The organism is Staphylococcus sp. HMSC072H03, assembly GCF_001809305.1.
GTDB classification, from domain to species: Bacteria; Bacillota; Bacilli; order Staphylococcales; family Staphylococcaceae; genus Staphylococcus; species Staphylococcus hominis.
Genome location: NZ_KV796879.1, coordinates 1 through 20737 on the forward strand (window position 1 = coordinate 1; position 20737 = coordinate 20737).

A 20737-nucleotide genomic window follows, 5' to 3' on the forward strand; every position below is an offset into this window, starting at 1 on the left:
GGTGTGACCTCCTTGCCATTGTCACCAGACAACAACTTACTTAAACAAGTATATTACTAATTAATTAATTTTTCAATAGTTAATTTTACACTTTATTAAAATTCTTTTTACAAGCGTTTTACAAAATTAACTTTCGTTTTTGACGACTTTTATATCTTATAATAAACAAAGTTTAATGTCAATAAGTTTTTAAAGATTTTTTAAATTAATTTTTAAAAAAGGATTTAATTTTTGAACACTCATAGTATACTACCACATCATATATATAATATCTAGTCCTTTTTTAATTAATTTTTTTCATTTTGTTTTTCATAAAAAAGCGTTGCTTACCTTAGCAAGCAACGCTTTTAATTTATATTGATCTTATTTTTGTCTCATGTAAGGGAATAATAATACATCTCTAATAGATGGTGAATCTGTTAACAACATAACTAAACGATCAATTCCAATTCCTAGTCCGCCTGTTGGTGGCATACCGTATTCAAGCGCTTCAATGTAATCTTCATCCATTTCATGAGCTTCATCGTTACCTTGTTCTTTTTCAACAAGTTGTGCTTCAAAACGTTCACGTTGATCGATTGGATCATTTAATTCTGTGAAAGCATTTGCATGTTCTCTACCTACAATAAACAACTCGAAACGATCAGTAAATCTTGGATCTTCTGGATTTTTCTTAGCAAGTGGAGAAATTTCAATTGGATGTCCATAAATAAATGTAGGTTGAATTAATGTTTCTTCAACTTTTTGTTCAAAGAATTCATTTAAAATATGTCCATATTTCATGTTTTCTGTAATTTCGATACCATGCTCTTTAGCTAATGCTTTAGCTTCTTCATCCGTTTTCACATTATAAAAGTTTACACCTGTAGCCTCTTTAACAGCGTCTACAATATGAAGTCGTTTCCAATCTGATTCTAAGTCAATTTCTTCGCCATTATATTGCACTTTTGCTGAACCTAATACAGTTTGTGCAATATGTCTAACCATAGATTCTGTTAAATCCATAATATCATGATAATCGGCATATGCTTCATATAACTCTATCATAGTAAACTCAGGATTATGGCGTGTTGATACACCTTCATTACGGAATACACGACCAATTTCATAAACTTTTTCTAATCCGCCTACAATTAATCGTTTTAAATGTAATTCTATCGCAATACGCATATATAACGTTGCATCTAGTGCATTATGATGGGTAACAAATGGTCGAGCTGCAGCACCACCAGCGATTTGATGCATCATTGGCGTTTCTACTTCTAAATAACCTCTTTGATTTAAATAATTTCTCATTTCTTGGATGATTTTACTACGGTTAATAAATGTACGAGTACTATCTTGGTTAGTAATTAAATCTAGATAACGTTGGCGATATCTTTGCTCAATATCTTGTAAACCATGAAATTTATCAGGTAATGGTCTTAAAGCTTTAGATAATAATGTAAATAATTTTGCTTTTACTGATAATTCGCCAGTATTTGTTTTAAACATGACACCTTCAATACCTACAATGTCACCTAAATCCGTTGTTTTCCAAAGGTTATCAAAAGGTTCTTCGCCAATTTGATCTTTACGTACATAAATTTGAATTTGACCAGTTAAATCTTGTACATGTGCAAATCCTGCTTTACCTTTACCACGTTTTGTCATTAAACGCCCTGCAATAGAAACATGACTTTCGTCTTCTTTTTCATGTAATTCTTCTTTAGAAAAATGATCCCATTTTTCTTTTAATTCACTTGCAGTAGCTGTGCGTTCAAAGCGTTTACCAAATGGGTCAATTCCTAAATCAATAAGTTCTTGTAATTTTTGTCGACGAACCTGCATTTGGTCATTCATTTCTTCTGACATTACTCTCTCTCCTTTAATCTTCCTGTTTTACTATTAATGGATGTTATGTACTTATTAAAAATATTGTAAAATATTTTCCATTCACTATTTTATACATAGTCACATAGTTAAATTCTTAAAATATATTTATATCTTAAGAATTTAAGCACTTATCTTAGCACTTAATCTTTATATTTCTTAACCGTATCATCTGGAAAAACTAAATCATGAATTTTCTGATTTAATCGTGGATCCTTTTTGTCCGATGCAATATCGTTCAACGGTATAAGTACAAAAGCACGTTCTTGCATTCGTGGGTGAGGTATACTTAAATTGTCTGTTTCAATAATATTATCACTATATAATAAGATATCTATATCTAATGTTCTAGGACCCCAACGTATTTCTCTTACTCGATGCAGTTGTTGTTCAATGTCTAAACAATGCTTAAGCAATTGCTGAGGTGACAACTCGGTTTCAATCTCTAAACACAAATTCAAGAAATTAGGCTGATCAGTATAGCCAATCGGTGCAGTTTCATATATCGATGATTGTTTTGTTACCTTTATACCCTTAATGTTTCCAATTAAATCAATTGCCTTAAGAAGTTGTTGTTTTCTATCACCAATATTACTTCCTAAACCTAAATATGCTTGTACCATTAACGATTCTCCCTCACTATTTCAATACCCACACCATCGTAATGACCAGGTATAGGTGGATTTTCTTTAGTGATTCTGACTTTCGTTTCCATTACACGATTATAGTGTGAATTTATACGTTTTGCAATACGTTCAGCTAGATGCTCGATTAAATTGCAAGGTGGACCTTCAACAATATCTTTTACATCCTCAAATACTTCACCATAATGCACAGTATCTTTAACATTATCTGTCTGCCCCGCTTTTGATAAGTCTACTTTTAAAGTTACGTCTACTAAAAAAATTTGACCTATTTCATTCTCAGCTGCGAGTGCACCATGATATCCATAAAACTTCATCCCTTTAAGAAAGATCATGTCGTTCATTTTCATTCTCCTTCAAAAAATCTATACCTTGAGCTAAACGTACATTTAATTCAACATTATGTACGCGAACTGCTTTTATGCCTTTCATTATACCATAGGCAGTAGTAGCAGCAGTGGCCTCATCTCTTTCTTTAGGTGTCGTATCAGTAGAAATCATATCTCTAATAAAACTTTTACGACTTGTCGCTAATAAAACTGGATACTCTGTAGCAACTAATTCATCTAATCGAGCCATTACTTCATTTTTTTCTTTTCTACTTTTGGGAAATCCAATTCCAGGATCTAACCATATTTTATGTTTTGGAATCCCTGCCATTTCTGCTTTATTTGCTTGCTTTATAAGTGTTAATAGCATTTCTTCTACAACTGGTTGGTCACGTTGGCCATCTCCATTATGCATTAACACAATTTCCGCTTCATATTTAGCAACTACATCTAAAATATGAGGATCATATAACCCAGCCCATTGGTCATTAATCATTGTGGCCCCTAATCTTAGACAAGCTTCAGCAACTTCACTGCGATATGTATCTATGGAAATTTGTACATTTAGTTTTACTAATTCTTCTACAACTGGCACTACACGTTGCATTTCTTCTTCTAAAGACACTTCTGTGTGCCCAGGTCTTGTTGATACGCCTCCTACATCAATAATATCTACGCCTTCATCAATCATTTCTTTAGCACGTGTAACTGCGTTATCAATTGAATTATACTGACCACCATCTGAAAATGAATCAGGCGTTACATTTAAGATTCCCATAATTTTTGTTTTACCCACTATCAATCATCCTTTGTTTTAAAAATAAATATGTATACTCACATGATACACTCATTTAGTCTATATTTCAGTATTGTTAACTAAAAGAACCTTTATACTAAAAAATAGCTGGCTCCGCCTTTTACGAAACCAGCCATTTCTTATTTAAAACATGATATTCAAATATCAACTTATATCATCATTAGTCATCGAATGAATATAATGGTGTAGATAAGTAACGTTCACCATTACTTGGTAATACTGTTACAACTGTTTTACCTTTACCTAACTCTTTTGCTTTTTCGATTGCTGCATAAATTGCTGCGCCTGAAGAAATACCTGCTAAGATACCTTCTTCTTTAGCCACACGACGTGATGTTTCCATTGCAGTTTCATTACCAACTTTAATGATACTATCATAAATATTAGTATTTAAAGTATCAGGTACAAAGCCAGCACCTAAACCTTGTAATTTATGTGGTCCAGGTTCTCCACCACTTAATACAGGAGATCCTTCTGGTTCAATTGCTACAATTTCAACGTTAGGATATTTCTCTTTTAAGACTTTACCTACACCAGATAGTGTACCGCCAGTACCAACACCTGCTAAGAAAGCATCAATTTGTTTGCCTTCAAATTGTTCAACTAATTCAGGACCAGTTGTTAATGCATGTACTTCAGGGTTAGCTAGATTTTCAAATTGTTGAGGTTCGAAATAACCATGTTCTTCTTTCAATTCTTTAGCTTTCTTAATAGCACCTTTCATTGCTTCAGATCCAGGTGTTAACACTAATTCCGCACCATATGCTTTTAATAAGTTGCGACGTTCAGAACTCATTGTTTCAGGCATAGTAAATACTGCTTTATAACCTTTAGCTGCACAAACAAATGCTAAACCAATACCAGTATTACCACTTGTTGGTTCTACAATTGTATCACCAGGTTTAATTTTCCCTTCTTTTTCAGCTTTTTCAATCATTGCTAAAGCAATACGGTCTTTTACAGAGCCACCTGGATTTTGATACTCTAATTTTACATATACATCTGCCGCATCTTCATCTACTACGTTTCTTAATTTTACTACCGGTGTGTTGCCAATAATTTGTGTAATATTTTCTACAGGTTTTTGTGCCATCGAAAAAACGCTCCTTTAACTTTCTAATTTAAAACTTAGTTTTTCTATCGGATATAACTATATTCTATCAGAATTTTCTAAAAAGACAAAGATATTTCTTTAAATATGATGTAATATTTTACTTTCATTAGTTACATTTAGTTCTTCCCATAAAAAAAGAGCAATAAACATACGTTTATTGCTCATCAACATTCTACTATTTTTTTATTGTATCAAGTAGTTCTTGAAGTTCGCCTTCAGAATAATGATATTTATTTCCACAGAAATGACACACGGCCTCAGCACCATGATCTTCTTTAATCATATCTTCAATTTCTGCTTCACCTAAACCTTTAATTGCATTTAGGAATTTTTCATGACTACAATTACATTCAAATTGTGCATCCATTGTTTCCAAAATTTGTACATTCTCTTCACCTAAAATTTCATTTAAGATACCTTCTGGTGTTAAGCCTTGTTCAATCAATTTAGAAACTGGCTGCATTTGGTTAATTGCATTTTCTAATTTAGTAATAGTTTCTTCTTTAGCGCCTGGCATGACTTGTATAATAAATCCACCCGCTGCTTTAATAGAATTATCAGGGTTAACAAGTACCCCTAATCCCACTGATGACGGTGTTTGTTCACTTGTCGCAAAATAATAAGTGAAATCTTCTCCAAGCTCACCAGAAACGATTGGACTTGCGCCTGAGAAATAATCTTTCATTCCTACATCCTTAACGACTTGAATTGCACCCTCAGTACCTACTGCTCGTCTTACATCCAATTTACCTTGATCATTAAGTGGAAAATGGGTTTGAGGATGGTCAACATATGCACGGACATTTCCTTGTGCATCTGCATCAGCAATAATTCGACCAATTGGGCCCTTACCATCTACTGTGACAGTAAGCTTTTGATCTCCTTTTAACATTGCCCCCATTAATAACGTTGCTGTCATTGTTCTCCCCATCGCTGCTGAAGCTGTAGGCCATGTATAGTGACGTGTTTGGCCTTCTTGAACTGATTCAGTTGTTAATGCAGCATACGCACGTACTTCTCCATCAAAAGCCAATGATTTAACAATATAATCATGTGTCATTACTCTAATCTCTCCTTTATGTTATTTTATTTCGTTTGTTTCATTTATTTTAAAATCTAATATTAAATCCTTTATTAAGAATATCTATTTTACACTGCTTATTTAAGAATATGAAGTAACTTGCTCTAGGGTATATAATGCTCCTATATCATATTAAAAACTCTTTCGATTAAGGTTATTTAACCCGAGTCGAAAGAGTTTTTATGACTAGCTATGATTCTCTATGATTTGAATCTGTTGGATGCTCTATATTTGGAGATTGTTCATAACCTGTTTCATCTCTATCATTTCGTTGTGAATGATTTTGAGATTGATTACGGTCTGAACGATGATTGTTTTTATCATGATCGATTCTGTCATCTTCTCTGCGGTCTTCTGCTTCATCTTTACGACCTTCTTCAAGTTGTTCTTCACGAATGTCATCATAAGATTTACCATATTTACCGTTTGAGAACTCAGAATCATCTTTATCTTCATCTTTTACCACTTTAGCTGCATCATAATCCACTGTTGGTAAAACACCATCATAGAATAATGAACGTATTTGTTCTGCTACTAGTGTTTCTTCAGTTAATAATGTTTTAGCAATCAGTTTCAATTGTGATTCATGTTCTAATAAAATTTGTTTACAACGTTCATATTGTTCTTTAATAATACGTTGAACTTCTTTATCAATTTCATAAGCAATTTGGCCTGAATAGTTAGGTTCACCTTGCATATCTTTACCTAAGAAGACTTGACCGCCACCGCTTGTAGAGAATTGTAAAGGTCCTAATTTCTTACTCATACCATATTCAGTGACCATTGAACGTGCAATTTGTGTTGCTCTTTCAAAGTCGTTTGAAGCACCAGTTGATACTTCATGGAAGTTAATATCTTCAGATACACGACCACCTAAAAGACCACAAATTTTATCTAACAATTCTGGTTCTGTCATTAAGAAGCGGTCTTGTTTAGGTAACATCATTGCGTAACCACCTGCTTGTCCACGAGGCACAATCGTTACTTTGTGTACAACTTCTGCTTCATCAAGTACCATACCAATGACTGTATGCCCTGCTTCATGATGTGCTACAATATTACGTTCTTTATCAGAAATAACACGAGATTTTTTCGCTGGACCCGCAATCACTCGGTCTGTTGCTTCTTCAATATCACGCATATCAATTTTATTTTTACCTTCACGTGCGGCAATTAATGATGCTTCGTTCAATAGGTTTTCTAAATCAGCACCAGAGAAACCAGGCGTTCTTTGAGAAATAGCTTTTAAATCGACAGTTTCATCAAGTGGTTTGTTTTTAGCATGAACATGAAGAATCGCTTCACGGCCTTTAACATCTGGACGACCTACTTGAATTTGTCTATCGAAACGACCAGGACGTAATAATGCAGGGTCTAAAATGTCAGGACGGTTGGTTGCTGCAATCATAATGATACCTTCATTCTCACCGAAACCATCCATTTCAACTAATAATTGGTTAAGCGTTTGTTCACGTTCATCGTGACCGCCACCAACACCTGCACCACGTTGACGACCAACAGCATCAATTTCGTCTATGAAAATAATACATGGTGCATTTTTCTTAGCATTTTCAAATAAATCACGTACTCGACTTGCACCAACACCTACAAACATTTCAACGAAGTCAGAACCACTGATTGAGAAGAATGGAGCTCCAGCTTCACCTGCAACGGCACGTGCTAATAATGTTTTACCTGTACCTGGTGGGCCTACAAGTAAGACACCTTTAGGAATTCTTGAACCCATTTTCTTAAATTTCTTATTATCTTTTAAGAAATCTACAATTTCAATTAACTCTTGTTTTTCTTCGTCTGCCCCAGCAACATCTGAGAAGCGAACACGACGTTTTTGATTGTCGTACATTTTTGCTTTGGATTTACCAAAGTTCATCATACGACCTCCACCGCCGCCACCTTGTGCTTGGCTAAGGAAGAATATAAATAAGAAAGCAATAATTAATACAGGAATAAGCGTTGTCAACATACTGACAAAGACACTTTGTTTTTCTTCTTCTTTAACTGTAAAATCTAATCCTTTTTGGCTACGAGCTTCACTTGTTATTTTTTGTAAATCTTTTTCGTTATTGTATAAAATCGTTGAAGAATAATCTTCATCATTTTTAGTTTTACCACTTACCAAGTACACATTTTGTTCAGGTTGGATTTCTAAAGTTTTAAGATCACCTTTATCCAATTTCTCTACAAACTGTGAATAGGAAAGTTGTTTCGGTGTATTTCCATTACCATTGATATATGAGAAAACACCGAATATAATAACGCCAATAATTGCGATAACTAGCACATTGCGAAAAGCTTTCTGCATGCGTCATTTCCTCCTATTTCTATAATAAAGCTAACAAAAATTGTAACATAATCTAGCTTATAAAGGCTAGTATTTCAACTTTTGTAGCGCTTTTCTAATTCTAGTTAATTATTTTATATTCATCATTTACTCATTCTTTGTTTTCGGCTTTACATATCTATGTATAGTCGTTTCACAAAATGACAATTTTGAATATAAAATGAGTCTACACTAATTTATATCGTTAGTATAGTTATTATATTTAAAAATCTATCTATTGTATTTGCTAATACATTATAAAATTTTATTTATTGTAAATTTCCGGTTTTAATGTACCAATGTAAGGAAGATTTCGATAATGCTCAGCATAATCTAAACCATATCCTACTACAAACTCATCAGGTATTTTTTTGCCAACGTATTTGGCTTCAATATCCGCTTTACGACGGTTTGGTTTATCTAACAATGTAACGATTTCTAATGAGTTAACTTTGCGTGATTGTAGTAATTCAGTAATTGATTTTAAAGTTGTACCTGTTTCTAAAATATCTTCAATAATAAGTACATCTTTGTTTTCAATAGAAGCACTTAAGTCTTTTAAAATTTGTACTTCTCCTGTTGATTCTGTACCACCGTGATAACTTGAAACATCCATAAAATCAATTGCTAAATGTGTATCAATACGTTTAATTAAATCTGCCATAAACATAACTGAACCTTTAAGGATACCAACACAAACAAGTGGTTTATCTTTGTAATCTCTCGTTAATTGTTCACCTAAATCTTTACAAATTTCTTGGATTTCTTCTTCAGTTAATAAAATATCTTTTAAATCATCTTTCATTTATGAGTCATCTCCAATTTTTTTAATATCTATTATATGTTTAAAGCTTGTCGCCACATAAAGTTGTCCTATAGCTATCACTCGTTGTTTTGCATCTAAAATGATAGGTATTTGTGTACGTTCTATGCTATCAATTTTTTTATCAATAAATAAACGACTTACTTTTTTATGTCCATGACTACCATTTAACTTAAACTTATCTCCATCTCTACGTGTTCGAATCGTTAGAGGCCAATCTATTGCTTCATCATTCTCATTTGGATGAATTGTAATTAAATAATGACCAAATTGATATGTATAAGGATGTGTAACAATTTGTTCTTCAAGTAGAGATTGTTCATAATGAGCCATTATTATAAATTTATCATATGCAATTTGAATTATCCATTTTTCAGTGAGGGGAATTTTAATTTGAGATTGTTTACTCTCAATTTGTTCGAACCATTCATTATAATTTTTTTCTGAAAACGATTTATTTAACTGAAGCATCTCAAATAAACGATCTAATAAAATCATTTTTGAAATTTCATCTAGTTGATTAAAAGACGCTCGAGATAATTGTATACGTTCTTTATTAAGGTGAAAGTTAACATGTTGTTCTATAAAACAACTTATTCGTTGTTGTGTAAGTTGTAATTGCATATCATGCCAATGTTTCAACTTTAATAATTGTTCCACATTGAAGTCCTTATTTTCATCAATAGCTGGTAAAAGTCGATTGCGAATGTCATTTCTTGCATATTTATTATGGTGATTAGATTCATCTTCATAAAAAGGCACATGGTGAATGGTTTGATATTGTTTTATATCATTTTTATATGTCTCTATCAGAGGACGACAAATAAAATAATGATTTCGCTCAGTACATTCATTCATCCCTAATGAATTGCGTGTTGATCGACCAGTAAAAACGCGATAAAAAATCGTTTCAAGTTGATCATTTAAATGATGAGCAGTTAATAACACATCAGCATTTATCTTACTCATCATCTCATCAAACCATTGATAACGTAAATCTCTCGCTTCAGATTGAATACTTTTTCCTTTTTCTACTATTTTAGATAAATCTAACTGTTTAACATAACAGGGGATTTGATGTTGCTTGCAGAATTGTTTAATAAATCGTTCTTCTTCGACAGATGCATCTCTCAAACCATGATTTACATGCAAGCATGTTATAGATTGATATGAATGTGATAAGTCATTTAATAATTTATATAATAAACACATACTATCAATCCCTGTAGATACTGCAACAGCTAAATGATCCGTCTTTTTCCAAAGAGACGTTTTCACTTTCACATTACTGAACCTCCTGACTTAGGCTAAATAATTGATATAACGAAAAAAGAGTGAGATAGAACTTTAATTTCAGTTCTTTATCTCACCCCTGGCATAGATCTTACATGATCTTATGCCCTTAAGTTATTATCAATACATATTAATCTAGAATAAATGATTGGAACCAGGGCTCCGTTAACTTAGCTATATTTATTCACACAGATATAATTAACGTCTAGATCCTTTACCACCACGTCTTGATTCTGTTTGACGTTTAATAGAAGTCAATTTGTCTTCACTGTCTTTTAAGAAATTACTTAATTTCTTTTCAAAATCTTCTGCTTTTTGTTGAGGCGGTTTATTTTGATTAGATTTGTGATGTGGACGACGAGGACGATCTTTCGCTTTTTTAATTGAGAGACTGATTTTACCATCATCTGCAATAGATAAAACTTTTACCTCCACTTCATCTCCAACTGATAAATGATCTTCTACATTTTCAACATAATTATCAGCAACTTCACTAATATGAACTAAGCCACTTTTACCTTCAGGTAATTCTACAAACGCACCAAATTTTTTGATACCTGTCACTTTACCTTTTAGCTTGTTTCCTACTTCGATTGACATATTCTAAATAAATCCTCCCGATAATGTTTCAATTTTAACCTTATTATATTCCTGTTTTAAAATTTACACAATGCTATAAAACGATTATTTTAAATTAAGCGTTTTACTTTAATTTTTAAAGTTGCCTACTCTTTTTAATTATTACTAGAGGATTTAGAATTAGACGATGATTTATCATTAGGCAATTTAAAAATAATTTCTCCATTGTTACTTAAATAATAGTCATCTCGAGCAACTTTCTCTATATAATCTTTATCGTTAAGATTATTAAGCTCTTCTTTTAATGCTATTTCCTCATCTTGTTTCTTCTGAAATTGTTCTTCTTTATGCTTTCGTTCTATTGTTGCTTGATTGTTACTTTGTTTTTGGAAGACAAGCATGATAGATAGAATAATAATAATCGCTAATAATAATCCTCCAAAAACTGTTACTCTTCGACGAACGACACGCATTCGTTTTTGTTGACGTTGTTTCTTTCGATTTCGTTCTGAAGTATATTGATTATCAATATGTTCTACCTTTTTACTCATAACTTGTCACCTCCTTTAAACGTTTCAATCATAGACTACACTTCTTCAGATTGTGCAGATGGTTGAACTCGTTCTTCTTTAATCAGTTCATACATATTTTTAGCATTTTCTTTTGAGGCATGTTCACTTAATCCAGTTACTTTAACCGTTACACGTTTTTGTCCAAAACGAATGACTAATTCGTCTTCCACTTTTACATCTGTGCCAGCTTTAGCTACATTACCGTTAATTGTTACACGTCCTTGATCACTAATTTCTTTAGCAAGTGTACGACGTTTTACAAGTCTTGATACTTTTAAATATTTATCTAATCTCATTTATCATTCTCCCCTTGTTGTAAATAATTTTTAAGGGTTTCTTCATTAAAATCCTTATTTTTGGTTTTATCATACAATGTCATAAAATGGTCTGCAAATACTTTCTCAAATTTCACACGAGGTATTTTACCTTCTTTTGCTTTTGCATTCTTCCAGACATCATTTAAATCTTCTATTGTTTCAACTGTTTTATCTCCGAATATGTGAGGATGTCGACGAATCATTTTAGCATTTAAACTTTCAATAACTTCTTTAATATCCATATATCCTTCTTTTTTACCAATACTCGCATGAAGTAGCACTTGTAATAAGATATCTCCGAGTTCTTCAATCATATGCCAATCATCTTCATTATCTATTGCTTCAAACAATTCAAATGTTTCTTCTAATAAATAACGTTTAAGTGATTCGTGCGTTTGCACACGATCCCACGGACAGCCTTTTTCATCATCCACTAGATGGTCAATAATATAAACTGCAAAATCAAAATCAGTATACATATCTTCATCACGCGTTATTTTAGGCACAAATACACTTGTCAGATTGTTAAACATATCCTCATTATGATCTAACTCAAATAACGGTACTTCTAATACTTTAGCGCCTTGACTATTAGCGCCTGTAACTATCTTCACTTTAAAATCGTCTGGATAACGTTCCATTAATGTGAGTTTAACATCTGCTGCAATCATCGCACTATATACTTGTGTAATGAGAGTATGTGTTCGAATATTTAATGTGTTTTCTTTCAAAATAGTACCATCTAATAATGTAAATCCATCATTAGGATCTTCATCGATTGCGACAAATATATCATCTATAAAACTTTTCCCACCTAAAATCTTTACATGTATATCATCATTATTTTTATTGTAATCAAGTAATTTAGCAGTCGTCGTTTCAGCTACACGAGGATGTCCAGGCACTACGTAAACAGTATCTTGTATACGCGTTTCTTCTATTAAAGTTTCAACAATATGTTGATACACCGCTTCAAATTGATCATACTTTTCGTACACGTCATCAAAGCTTTTAAATTCAATGTCACTTTTTAAATCTTTAATAACAGGATGTTCGAGTGTCCTTGCATATACACTCTGTTGCTGTTTCAAAAAGCGATAGACACCTAAAGGTAAATCATCCATACTATGATTGCCTATACCAACAATGGTAAGGGTATGCGTCATATCTATCTTCCTTTCTTTATGCGATACAGTTTATCGCCGAATGGTAAGTGTTTTAATTCTTTATATCCTAAAATATTCATATACATAACAAGGAATAGGAATATGAGACCCCCTATTCCTACTATAATTAACAACTCAATTAGACTTCCTAAACGGCCTACAGGAGGTAATAACATTCGCAACCCCTGTATGACTACTGACATTATAATGAGCGCACTCATCAATTTAACAATAAACGCGCGCATGCGATTAAAACGATAATATTTAACGACCTCATAATGTAAAATAGTAACAAATATCATAAGCGAAAGCACTGTGCTTATACTTGCACCTAAAATTCCCATAAAGTGAATAAAAATCACATTAAAGATAATTTTAAATAGTAGTCCTGACATCACACCAATAAAAATAGGGCGAATTTGATTCATCACTTGTAAAAGTGCGATGTCCATCATGATAAGCGATACACCAATTACAGTAAGCATATAAATACTAAGTGTGAAGCTTAATTGATCTGTTTTGAAAAATACATGGTTCATCATCGGTAGTATATTAATAAGACCTATACCTGCTGCTACGCTAATGAGTAGTGTGATTTTTAAAGATGCATTTGTATAACGATTCATAAGAACATGATTATGATCAGACATTGCATCTGTAAGTAATGGAATTAGGACAAAGCTAAATGTAGTTGTCACTATTAAACCTATTTGAATAAATGAAGCACCTCTATCATAGATCCCTTTTTGCATAATCGCTTCTCTAAATCCTAAACCATATGTTTGTAGCATATGAACGACTGTAAAACTATCTATAAATTGCCATAAAATAACTAATAATTGACTTAATGCAAATACGAGAGTCGCAAGTATTAGCTGTTTCCAAGGAAGAGGATATGAGTGCTGATTTAATTGTAATCGGAAAGGTCTTGTTGCTAATAAATATAGACTAGAACCTAAAAATCCAAGGGCTGAGGCTAATATTGCAAGTGCTCCAGCTTGATAAATGGTCCATTCTTTAAACATAAACATTAAAATAGCTATAATAATAACACACACACGAATACATTGTTCTATTACTTGTGAAATAGCTGGTATATTCATTTGTTGTCTACTTTGATAAAAGCCTCTAATCACACCCAGGATTCCTATAAACAAATAGCTAAAACTTGCCATTTTTAGCATTGGTGCTAAGTGAGCATCTCCCATTAACAGTGCTAATGGATGGGAGAATACTAAAATCACACTAAAAATAATAAGACCTATCATTTGAAATCTTAGAAGTGTTTTTGAAAATACTTCAGTTCCACTGTGACTTCCAAATACTTGAGTGACAGCACTAGGAACTGCATTCATTGATAGTATCATACCTAGCGCTACAATAGGATAAATTTGTTGATAGGCATATAATCCAGAGTCACCTAAAATATTTTGATATGGAACTCGATAAATTGCACTTAATACTTTAACAATGACTAAAGCAAGCGTTAAAATCACTACGCCATTAAATGCTGAATGTTGTCGTGAATTCTTAGAAGAAGATGAAACTTCAGATGACGATTTATAATTCGTACTCAAGTTCCATACTTCCTTCAAGACATTTTACTAAGAATTTTAAGTTTTCTAACCACTGTTTAGATTTTGTTAGAGTAATATGCATTTTACCTTCTTTAACACCCAACTTCATTGTTCGTCCTAAAGGTTGAGTTTGTTTAAATAATTCTTCACCATTTATCTGTTCTGTACCTTTAGTTGAAAGAAATACTTCAATTTGTTTTCCTTTATCTTTAATCAATGTCACGCCTGCATGTAAAGCATGTATTTTAATTTCTACCATTTCTAATAAACGTTCTACTTCTACAGGATAATCATTGAAGCGATCAAGTAATTCATCTTTCACATCAAAAAGCTGTTCTTCAGTTTCAACTTTACGCAATTTCTTATAAATTTCTATTTTAGCTTGTTCATTTTGAATATACTCTGCTGGTAAATACGCGTCTAAGTGTAATTCCATTTCAACATCTGGTGCATCAGGGGTTTCTTCTGTAATACCACGTTTTTCGTTTACCGCTTCTTCTAACATTTGAGAATACAAATCAAAACCTACTGAATCAATGAATCCATGTTGTTGCTTACCTAATAAATTACCGGCTCCACGTATATTTAAATCACGCATGGCAATTTTAAATCCTGAACCTAATTCAGTGAATTCTTTAATCGCTTGTAAACGTTCTTCAGCTGTTTCTGTTAATACTTTATTAGCAGAATGTAAGAAGTAAGCATATCCAATACGACTTGAACGTCCAACTCTACCACGTAATTGATAAAGTTGACTTAAACCAAAACGATCCGCTTCTTCTATGATTAATGTGTTCGCATTAGGCACATCGACACCTGTTTCTATAATGGTTGTTGTAACTAAAATGTCGTACTCTCCATTAATAAAACTCAACATGGTTTCTTCCAAATCTCGCTCTGTCATCTGTCCATGAGCAACAGCAATGTTTGCTTCTGGCATCAACATTTGTAACTGTTCACGCTTTTCATAAATAGACTGTACTTTATTGTAAAGGTAGAATACTTGTCCATCACGAGAAAGTTCACGTTCTAAAGCCTCTTTAATAAAATTACTATTTTGCTCTAATACATAGGTTTGTACAGGGAAGCGGTTTTCTGGAGGTGTTTCGATGACAGATAAGTCACGTACACCAAGCATACTCATATGCAATGTTCTTGGAATTGGCGTGGCTGTAAGTGTCAATACATCTACATTGGTTTTCAATGTTTTAATACGTTCTTTATGACGTACGCCAAAACGTTGTTCTTCATCGACAATAAGTAATCCTAGATCTTTATATTGAATGTCTTTACTCAATAGTTTATGTGTTCCAACAACGATATCAACGTATCCAGATTTTAGACCTTCTTTAGTCTCTCTAACTTCCTTAGCAGTACGGAATCGACTAATCAACTGAATTTCTACTGGAAAATCTTGCATCCGTTCAATCAATGTTTCGTAGTGTTGTTGCGCTAGAATCGTTGTAGGCACTAAAAAGGCAACTTGTTTGCCTTCCATGACAGCTTTAAAGGCCGCGCGTACAGCAACTTCAGTTTTTCCGTAACCCACATCTCCACATAGCAAGCGATCCATTGGACGTTCTTTTTCCATATCTTCTTTAATTTCTTCAATAGATTTAGCTTGGTCTGGTGTAAGTTCATATGGGAAGTCCATTTCGAAATCATGTTGCTCAGCCGTATCTTCACCATATTGATAACCTACTGACATTTCTCGTTCTTTATATAGTGCAATAAGTTCATCTGCGATATCTTCAACACTTTGTTGTACTTTGGCTTTCGTTTTTTTCCATTCTGAGCCGCCTAGTTTATTTAATTTAGGCGATTTATCTTCTGAAGCAACATATTTTTGTACTTGATCCATTTGATCAACAGGTACAAAAAGTTGATCGGTTCCTTTATATTGTAATTTAATATAATCTCTATGGACGTCTCCAACTTCTAGTGTTTCAACGCCTAAATAACGTCCCACACCATGGTGCACATGGACAACATAATCTCCAACATTTAAATCTTGATAAGATTTAATTTTTTCAGCATTAGAAATTGTTTTAGTCCGTTTTCGTTGTTTTTTCTGTTTGGTTTTAAATAATTCTCGTTCCGTAATTACAACAAGTTGCATATAAGGCAGTTCGAAACCTTCTGATAGACTACCTTCTGTTACAATTGCTTGTCCACTTTCAATCTCTGAGTGAATATTTGTAACAGTAGGAATATGCATTTCATTAAGCATCGATTGAATACGCTCAACTTTCGTTTCAGTTTCTACAAGTACTACAATAGTGTAATTATTGCTTACATAACGTTGAAATTCTGAACGCATAATGTCATATTGTCCATAAAATTGTTGCACTGGCTTACATGAAAATTTAATAATATGTTGCAACTTCACTGGCATAGACGATGTAAATAAAGTGAAATATGTGACTGGATAATGATTGATTAACGTTTCAAACCCATCATATTCCATAAATGACTGCCCAATAAATCCGTTACCACTTTCAATTAAGTTCTGGATAAAATCATCTACTTCAGTAGTCAATGTCTTTTCAGTTTCTTTAATACGATTATATTCATCAACTACTACAATGGCATCTTTTTGGAAATAATCGATTAGTGTAGAAGGTGTGTCATACATAAAAGCAACTAGACGGCGAAGTAATTGATGATCAAAGAAAGTGGATTCAAATAATTTAAAACTTTCATATGTTTCTTTCAAATCATTTCGTACAGATTTATCAATTTTAGGACGTGTTTGTTCATATGCTTTTTGTAATTCTGTTTGAAGATGATTAATCACATCTTCCGTAATAATATAATCACTCGCTGTAGTGATATCTACCTTTTCAACATTATCATTTGAACGTTGTGTTTCTACATCAAAGTCTCGAATCGAGTCGACTTCAGTGTCAAACAATTCAATTCTAACTGGTTGACCGATAAGGGGGTAAATATCAATGATGCCGCCTCGTAGAGAAAACTCACCAATGTGAGAAACGACACTCTCACGTCGATATCCCATGTTTACTAGTTTATTTAAAAATTCATCCACATCGATATCATCGCCAACTTCTAAAGTCATTTGATGATGTTTCCACAATTCTACTGGAGTTAACCATTTTTTCAAACCATTTAAAGGAACGATAAATAACCCTTTCTTATCATGAGATAATGCCGTTAAAGTTCTAACACGTTCACTCATAAGTTGTGGGCTTTGAGTTGAAAATTCCTCTGTCATAATATCTTGGACTGGATATTTATAAACTTCAGAATGATCAATGTATTGCAATATATCAGTTTCTAATTTGTCTGCTTGATATAAATTATTTGTGATTAATAGCATTTGCTTATCATCATTCAAGTATTTTTCAGCAATAATGGTTGCTTTGGCTGAGGGAGATAAACCTGTAACTAAAATATTTTGGTTGCCAAAGACTTCGTCAAGTTCCTGGAATCGTTTGTCATTTTGAATATAGTCAGAAATAATCATTCTCAATTGACTTCTCCATTATATTCATTCATAACATGATCGAAACGAGACGTCTCAATAAATGCTTCCACTGCTTGTGCAGCATGTTCAATTACTTTTTCCATTGTCATCATTTCTTCATTAGAAAATTTTTGTAATACATAATCTGGAACTGACATACCATTCGTTGGTCTTCCTACTCCAATACGAATACGCTTAAATTGATCTGTACCTAAATGTTTAATAATCGATTTCATTCCATTATGTCCACCTGCACTTCCTTTTTGACGTAGACGAATATGCCCTTGAGATAAATCCATATCATCGTATAAAACGATTAAATCTTCAACTTCTACATTATAGTAATCCATTAAAGGTCCTACAGCTTCTCCTGATAAATTCATCATAGTCATTGGCTCGATAAATAGCACTTTATCCCCATTTAAACGTTCAATAGTATAAGCGCCTTTGAATTTTTGTTTATCTAATGTAAATTGATTTTTATCTAAAATATAGTCAATCACTTCAAAGCCAATATTGTGTCTTGTTCGTTCAAAACGTTTACCTATATTACCAAGACCCACAATACATTTCATACGTTGCAACCTCCATTGTGTTCATCTTTTTGATTGATTTGAACATTTAATTTAATATGTGTCGATTACTCCTTATTTTATAATATTACTCAATATAATACAAAAAGAGAGTAGGAAAGAAATTCAATGATTTCGTAACCCACTCTTTTATAAGTTATCAATCTTCAACTTTATTTTAACATTCATTTTTTAAATGTCCGATATACATAAGAAAAAGCCTTCTACATATGAACATGTATCAGGCTCTTTCTATCAATTTAATTAAAGACATTCTCACTTAAAGTGAATACATAGTCATCAACGAATTATTCTTCGTCTTTATTTTCTTCGTCTTCTTTGTCTTCTTTGTCTTCACCAGCTACTTCAGGTTCTTCAGTTGCTGATTCACCTTCCATTGCTTCGATTTCTTCTTCAGAAGGTTCATCAGTTGGAGGAACTACTGTAACAACAGATTCTTCTGGATCGTTTTCAATTGTGAAATCACCAGATACTTTAATATCCCCAACTGAATAGCTATCATTTATTTGTAAATCAGTGATATCTACTTCAATTGATTCTGGGATATTTTCTGGAGTTGCTGTAACTTGTAAATCAAATAATGGTTGTTCAACTACGCCGCCTTCTTTAGCGCCAACTGCTTCACCAACTAATTGAACTGGTACTTCAACAGTACGTTCTTCAGTCATGTTAATAGCTAAGAAGTCGATATGAGTAATTTGGTTTTTAAGTGGATCAAATTGATAATCTGATACCATAACTTTAATTGTTTTAGAACCCACGCCTAAATCAATAACACCGTTACGTCCAACTTCACGGATGACTTTGATGAATTCAACTTCATCTACTTTAACTGAAGTGTTTTTAGTACCATAACCATAAACAACAGCAGGTACTTTACCTGTATTACGTAATTTTTTAAGGTCAGAACGAGTTTGTTTACCTTGACGAATGATTGACTTTAATGAAGCCATTCGTATTTCCACCTTTCATTTTCAAGTTGAAACAATAATAATATATTGTCTTAACTTCTCCTCACTTGCCCATCAATTTAAATATTGCTTGCAAGTGTTTATTTATTCGTTAAATCACGAACGAATAAATTATACATGTTTAAAAATAATAAGTCAAACTCATTTGTAAATTTTAGTCAAATAATACACTTACTGACTCACGTTCATATACACGAACAATAGCTTGTGCTATTAAACCAGCTACAGATAATTCTTTGATGTTTGATGGTTTTTGACTATCGTCAAGTAAGATTGAATTTGTAACAATAAGTTCTTTAATCGCTGAATTTTCAATACGTTCTTTTGCAGGACCTGAGAGTACAGGATGTGTACAACAAGCATATACATCTTTCGCACCTTTATCTTTTAATGCTTGAGCAGCTAAAGTAATTGTTCCTGCCGTATCAATAATGTCATCGATAATAATAGCTGTACGTCCTTCAATTTCACCAACGATATTCATCACTTCTGCCACGTTTGGTTTAGGACGACGTTTATCAATAATAGCAATCGGAGTTTTTAAAATGTCTGCTAATTTACGTGCGCGTGTTACCCCGCCATGATCCGGAGATACAACAACACATTCTTCTGGGTTGATGTTAGGATCATTTTCAAAATATTGTCCAATAATCGGTACGCCCATTAGGTGATCGATTGGAATATCGAAGAAACCTTGAATTTGTGGTGCATGTAAATCTAAAGCAATCATACGATTTGCACCAGCAGTTTCAATTAAATTTGCTACTAATTTTGCAGTAATTGGTTCACGACTACGCGCTTTTCTATCTTGGCGCGCATAACCATAATAAGGAACAACAATATTGATATTTGCTGCAGAGGCACGTTTACATGCGTCAATCATAATTAATAATTCCATTAAATGTAAGTTAACTGGATAAGAAGTCGGTTGAATGATAAATACATCACATCCACGAATACTTTCTTCAATATTAATTTGAATTTCACCGTCACTGAAGCGTTTAACAGAACATTTCCCTAATTCGATTCCTACACGATCAGCAACCTCTTGTGCTAATGGTTCATTTCCCTTTAAAGAAAAAATCTTTAAAGACGAATTTTTGTACTCATTATTTAACATTTATAGTCCTCCAATTTTTTACTTAGACAATACTATTATAT

Annotated in this window: 18 protein-coding genes; all 18 read right to left on the bottom strand. The window is 32.8% G+C overall.

Annotation, left to right across the window (positions count from 1 at the left end):
* Positions 1–363: 363 nt before the first annotated feature.
* The gene (lysS, locus tag HMPREF2578_RS02715; protein WP_070508273.1) at positions 364–1854 is read right to left on the bottom strand and encodes a lysine--tRNA ligase; all 1491 of its coding nucleotides are present in this window, start codon (positions 1852–1854) and stop codon (positions 364–366) included.
* Positions 1855–2015: 161 nt separating this feature from the next.
* Positions 2016–2495 (bottom strand): 2-amino-4-hydroxy-6-hydroxymethyldihydropteridine diphosphokinase, encoded by a 480-nt coding sequence (gene folK, locus HMPREF2578_RS02720; protein ID WP_017176407.1) that lies wholly within the window; start codon positions 2493–2495, stop codon positions 2016–2018.
* Positions 2495–2860 carry a dihydroneopterin aldolase gene (folB, locus tag HMPREF2578_RS02725; RefSeq protein ID WP_017176408.1) on the bottom strand — a complete coding sequence of 122 codons (366 nt, stop codon included), beginning with the start codon at positions 2858–2860 and terminating at the stop codon, positions 2495–2497. Before folB ends, folK begins: the two co-directional genes overlap by 1 nt.
* Entirely contained in the window at positions 2838–3641 is an 804-nt protein-coding gene (folP, locus tag HMPREF2578_RS02730; protein WP_017176409.1) for a dihydropteroate synthase, read from the bottom strand. Before folP ends, folB begins: the two co-directional genes overlap by 23 nt.
* A 181-nt stretch (positions 3642–3822) precedes the next feature.
* Positions 3823–4755, bottom strand: coding sequence for a cysteine synthase A (gene cysK, locus HMPREF2578_RS02735; RefSeq protein ID WP_037541454.1), 933 nt, complete (start codon positions 4753–4755; stop codon positions 3823–3825).
* Between the two features lie 196 nt (positions 4756–4951).
* On the bottom strand, positions 4952–5836 hold the full coding sequence (hslO, locus tag HMPREF2578_RS02740) for an Hsp33 family molecular chaperone HslO (RefSeq protein ID WP_017176410.1): 885 nt from the start codon (positions 5834–5836) through the stop codon (positions 4952–4954).
* 211 nt (positions 5837–6047) lie between these two features.
* The gene (gene ftsH / locus HMPREF2578_RS02745; RefSeq protein WP_017176411.1) at positions 6048–8180 is read right to left on the bottom strand and encodes an ATP-dependent zinc metalloprotease FtsH; all 2133 of its coding nucleotides are present in this window, start codon (positions 8178–8180) and stop codon (positions 6048–6050) included.
* 283 nt (positions 8181–8463) lie between these two features.
* Entirely contained in the window at positions 8464–9003 is a 540-nt protein-coding gene (gene hpt / locus HMPREF2578_RS02750; protein WP_017176412.1) for a hypoxanthine phosphoribosyltransferase, read from the bottom strand.
* Positions 9004–10305 carry a tRNA lysidine(34) synthetase TilS gene (gene tilS, locus HMPREF2578_RS02755; protein ID WP_017176413.1) on the bottom strand — a complete coding sequence of 434 codons (1302 nt, stop codon included), beginning with the start codon at positions 10303–10305 and terminating at the stop codon, positions 9004–9006.
* Between the two features lie 207 nt (positions 10306–10512).
* Entirely contained in the window at positions 10513–10914 is a 402-nt protein-coding gene (locus HMPREF2578_RS02760) for a S1 domain-containing RNA-binding protein (RefSeq protein ID WP_017176414.1), read from the bottom strand.
* A gap of 134 nt (positions 10915–11048) precedes the next feature.
* Positions 11049–11444: a cell division protein DivIC gene (gene divIC, locus HMPREF2578_RS02765; RefSeq protein ID WP_017176415.1), complete on the bottom strand. Its 396-nt coding sequence runs from the start codon at positions 11442–11444 to the stop codon at positions 11049–11051.
* Positions 11445–11479: 35 nt separating this feature from the next.
* Entirely contained in the window at positions 11480–11761 is a 282-nt protein-coding gene (locus HMPREF2578_RS02770) for an RNA-binding S4 domain-containing protein (protein ID WP_017176416.1), read from the bottom strand.
* A complete protein-coding gene (locus tag HMPREF2578_RS02775; protein ID WP_017176417.1) occupies positions 11758–12948 on the bottom strand; it encodes a MazG nucleotide pyrophosphohydrolase domain-containing protein in 1191 nt (396 codons plus the stop codon). Before HMPREF2578_RS02775 ends, HMPREF2578_RS02770 begins: the two co-directional genes overlap by 4 nt.
* Before the next feature lie 2 nt (positions 12949–12950).
* Positions 12951–14525: a polysaccharide biosynthesis protein gene (locus HMPREF2578_RS02780; RefSeq protein WP_017176418.1), complete on the bottom strand. Its 1575-nt coding sequence runs from the start codon at positions 14523–14525 to the stop codon at positions 12951–12953.
* The gene (gene mfd / locus HMPREF2578_RS02785; protein ID WP_171991288.1) at positions 14509–18012 is read right to left on the bottom strand and encodes a transcription-repair coupling factor; all 3504 of its coding nucleotides are present in this window, start codon (positions 18010–18012) and stop codon (positions 14509–14511) included. The genes HMPREF2578_RS02780 and mfd overlap by 17 nt, the downstream gene beginning before the upstream one ends.
* Positions 18013–18014: 2 nt before the next feature.
* A complete protein-coding gene (gene pth / locus HMPREF2578_RS02790; protein ID WP_002449969.1) occupies positions 18015–18587 on the bottom strand; it encodes an aminoacyl-tRNA hydrolase in 573 nt (190 codons plus the stop codon).
* 305 nt (positions 18588–18892) lie between these two features.
* A complete protein-coding gene (locus tag HMPREF2578_RS02795; RefSeq protein ID WP_017176420.1) occupies positions 18893–19558 on the bottom strand; it encodes a 50S ribosomal protein L25/general stress protein Ctc in 666 nt (221 codons plus the stop codon).
* A 172-nt stretch (positions 19559–19730) separates the two neighbouring features.
* Positions 19731–20696, bottom strand: coding sequence for a ribose-phosphate diphosphokinase (locus tag HMPREF2578_RS02800; protein ID WP_002449951.1), 966 nt, complete (start codon positions 20694–20696; stop codon positions 19731–19733).
* Positions 20697–20737: the final 41 nt, after the last annotated feature.

What these genes read in the sequence shown, in the direction of transcription:
- pth (WP_002449969.1), bottom strand. Translation starts at nt 18,587, where the DNA reads ATGAAATGTATTGTGGGTCTTGGTAATATAGGTAAACGTTTTGAACGA.
- HMPREF2578_RS02770 (WP_017176416.1), bottom strand. Translation starts at nt 11,761, where the DNA reads ATGAGATTAGATAAATATTTAAAAGTATCAAGACTTGTAAAACGTCGT.
- mfd (WP_171991288.1), bottom strand. Translation starts at nt 18,012, where the DNA reads ATGATTATTTCTGACTATATTCAAAATGACAAACGATTCCAGGAACTT.
- divIC (WP_017176415.1), bottom strand. Translation starts at nt 11,444, where the DNA reads ATGAGTAAAAAGGTAGAACATATTGATAATCAATATACTTCAGAACGA.
- ftsH (WP_017176411.1), bottom strand. Translation starts at nt 8,180, where the DNA reads ATGCAGAAAGCTTTTCGCAATGTGCTAGTTATCGCAATTATTGGCGTT.
- HMPREF2578_RS02775 (WP_017176417.1), bottom strand. Translation starts at nt 12,948, where the DNA reads ATGACGCATACCCTTACCATTGTTGGTATAGGCAATCATAGTATGGAT.
- HMPREF2578_RS02760 (WP_017176414.1), bottom strand. Translation starts at nt 10,914, where the DNA reads ATGTCAATCGAAGTAGGAAACAAGCTAAAAGGTAAAGTGACAGGTATC.
- folB (WP_017176408.1), bottom strand. Translation starts at nt 2,860, where the DNA reads ATGAACGACATGATCTTTCTTAAAGGGATGAAGTTTTATGGATATCAT.
- hslO (WP_017176410.1), bottom strand. Translation starts at nt 5,836, where the DNA reads ATGACACATGATTATATTGTTAAATCATTGGCTTTTGATGGAGAAGTA.
- lysS (WP_070508273.1), bottom strand. Translation starts at nt 1,854, where the DNA reads ATGTCAGAAGAAATGAATGACCAAATGCAGGTTCGTCGACAAAAATTA.
- HMPREF2578_RS02795 (WP_017176420.1), bottom strand. Translation starts at nt 19,558, where the DNA reads ATGGCTTCATTAAAGTCAATCATTCGTCAAGGTAAACAAACTCGTTCT.
- cysK (WP_037541454.1), bottom strand. Translation starts at nt 4,755, where the DNA reads ATGGCACAAAAACCTGTAGAAAATATTACACAAATTATTGGCAACACA.
- hpt (WP_017176412.1), bottom strand. Translation starts at nt 9,003, where the DNA reads ATGAAAGATGATTTAAAAGATATTTTATTAACTGAAGAAGAAATCCAA.
- folK (WP_017176407.1), bottom strand. Translation starts at nt 2,495, where the DNA reads ATGGTACAAGCATATTTAGGTTTAGGAAGTAATATTGGTGATAGAAAA.
- HMPREF2578_RS02800 (WP_002449951.1), bottom strand. Translation starts at nt 20,696, where the DNA reads ATGTTAAATAATGAGTACAAAAATTCGTCTTTAAAGATTTTTTCTTTA.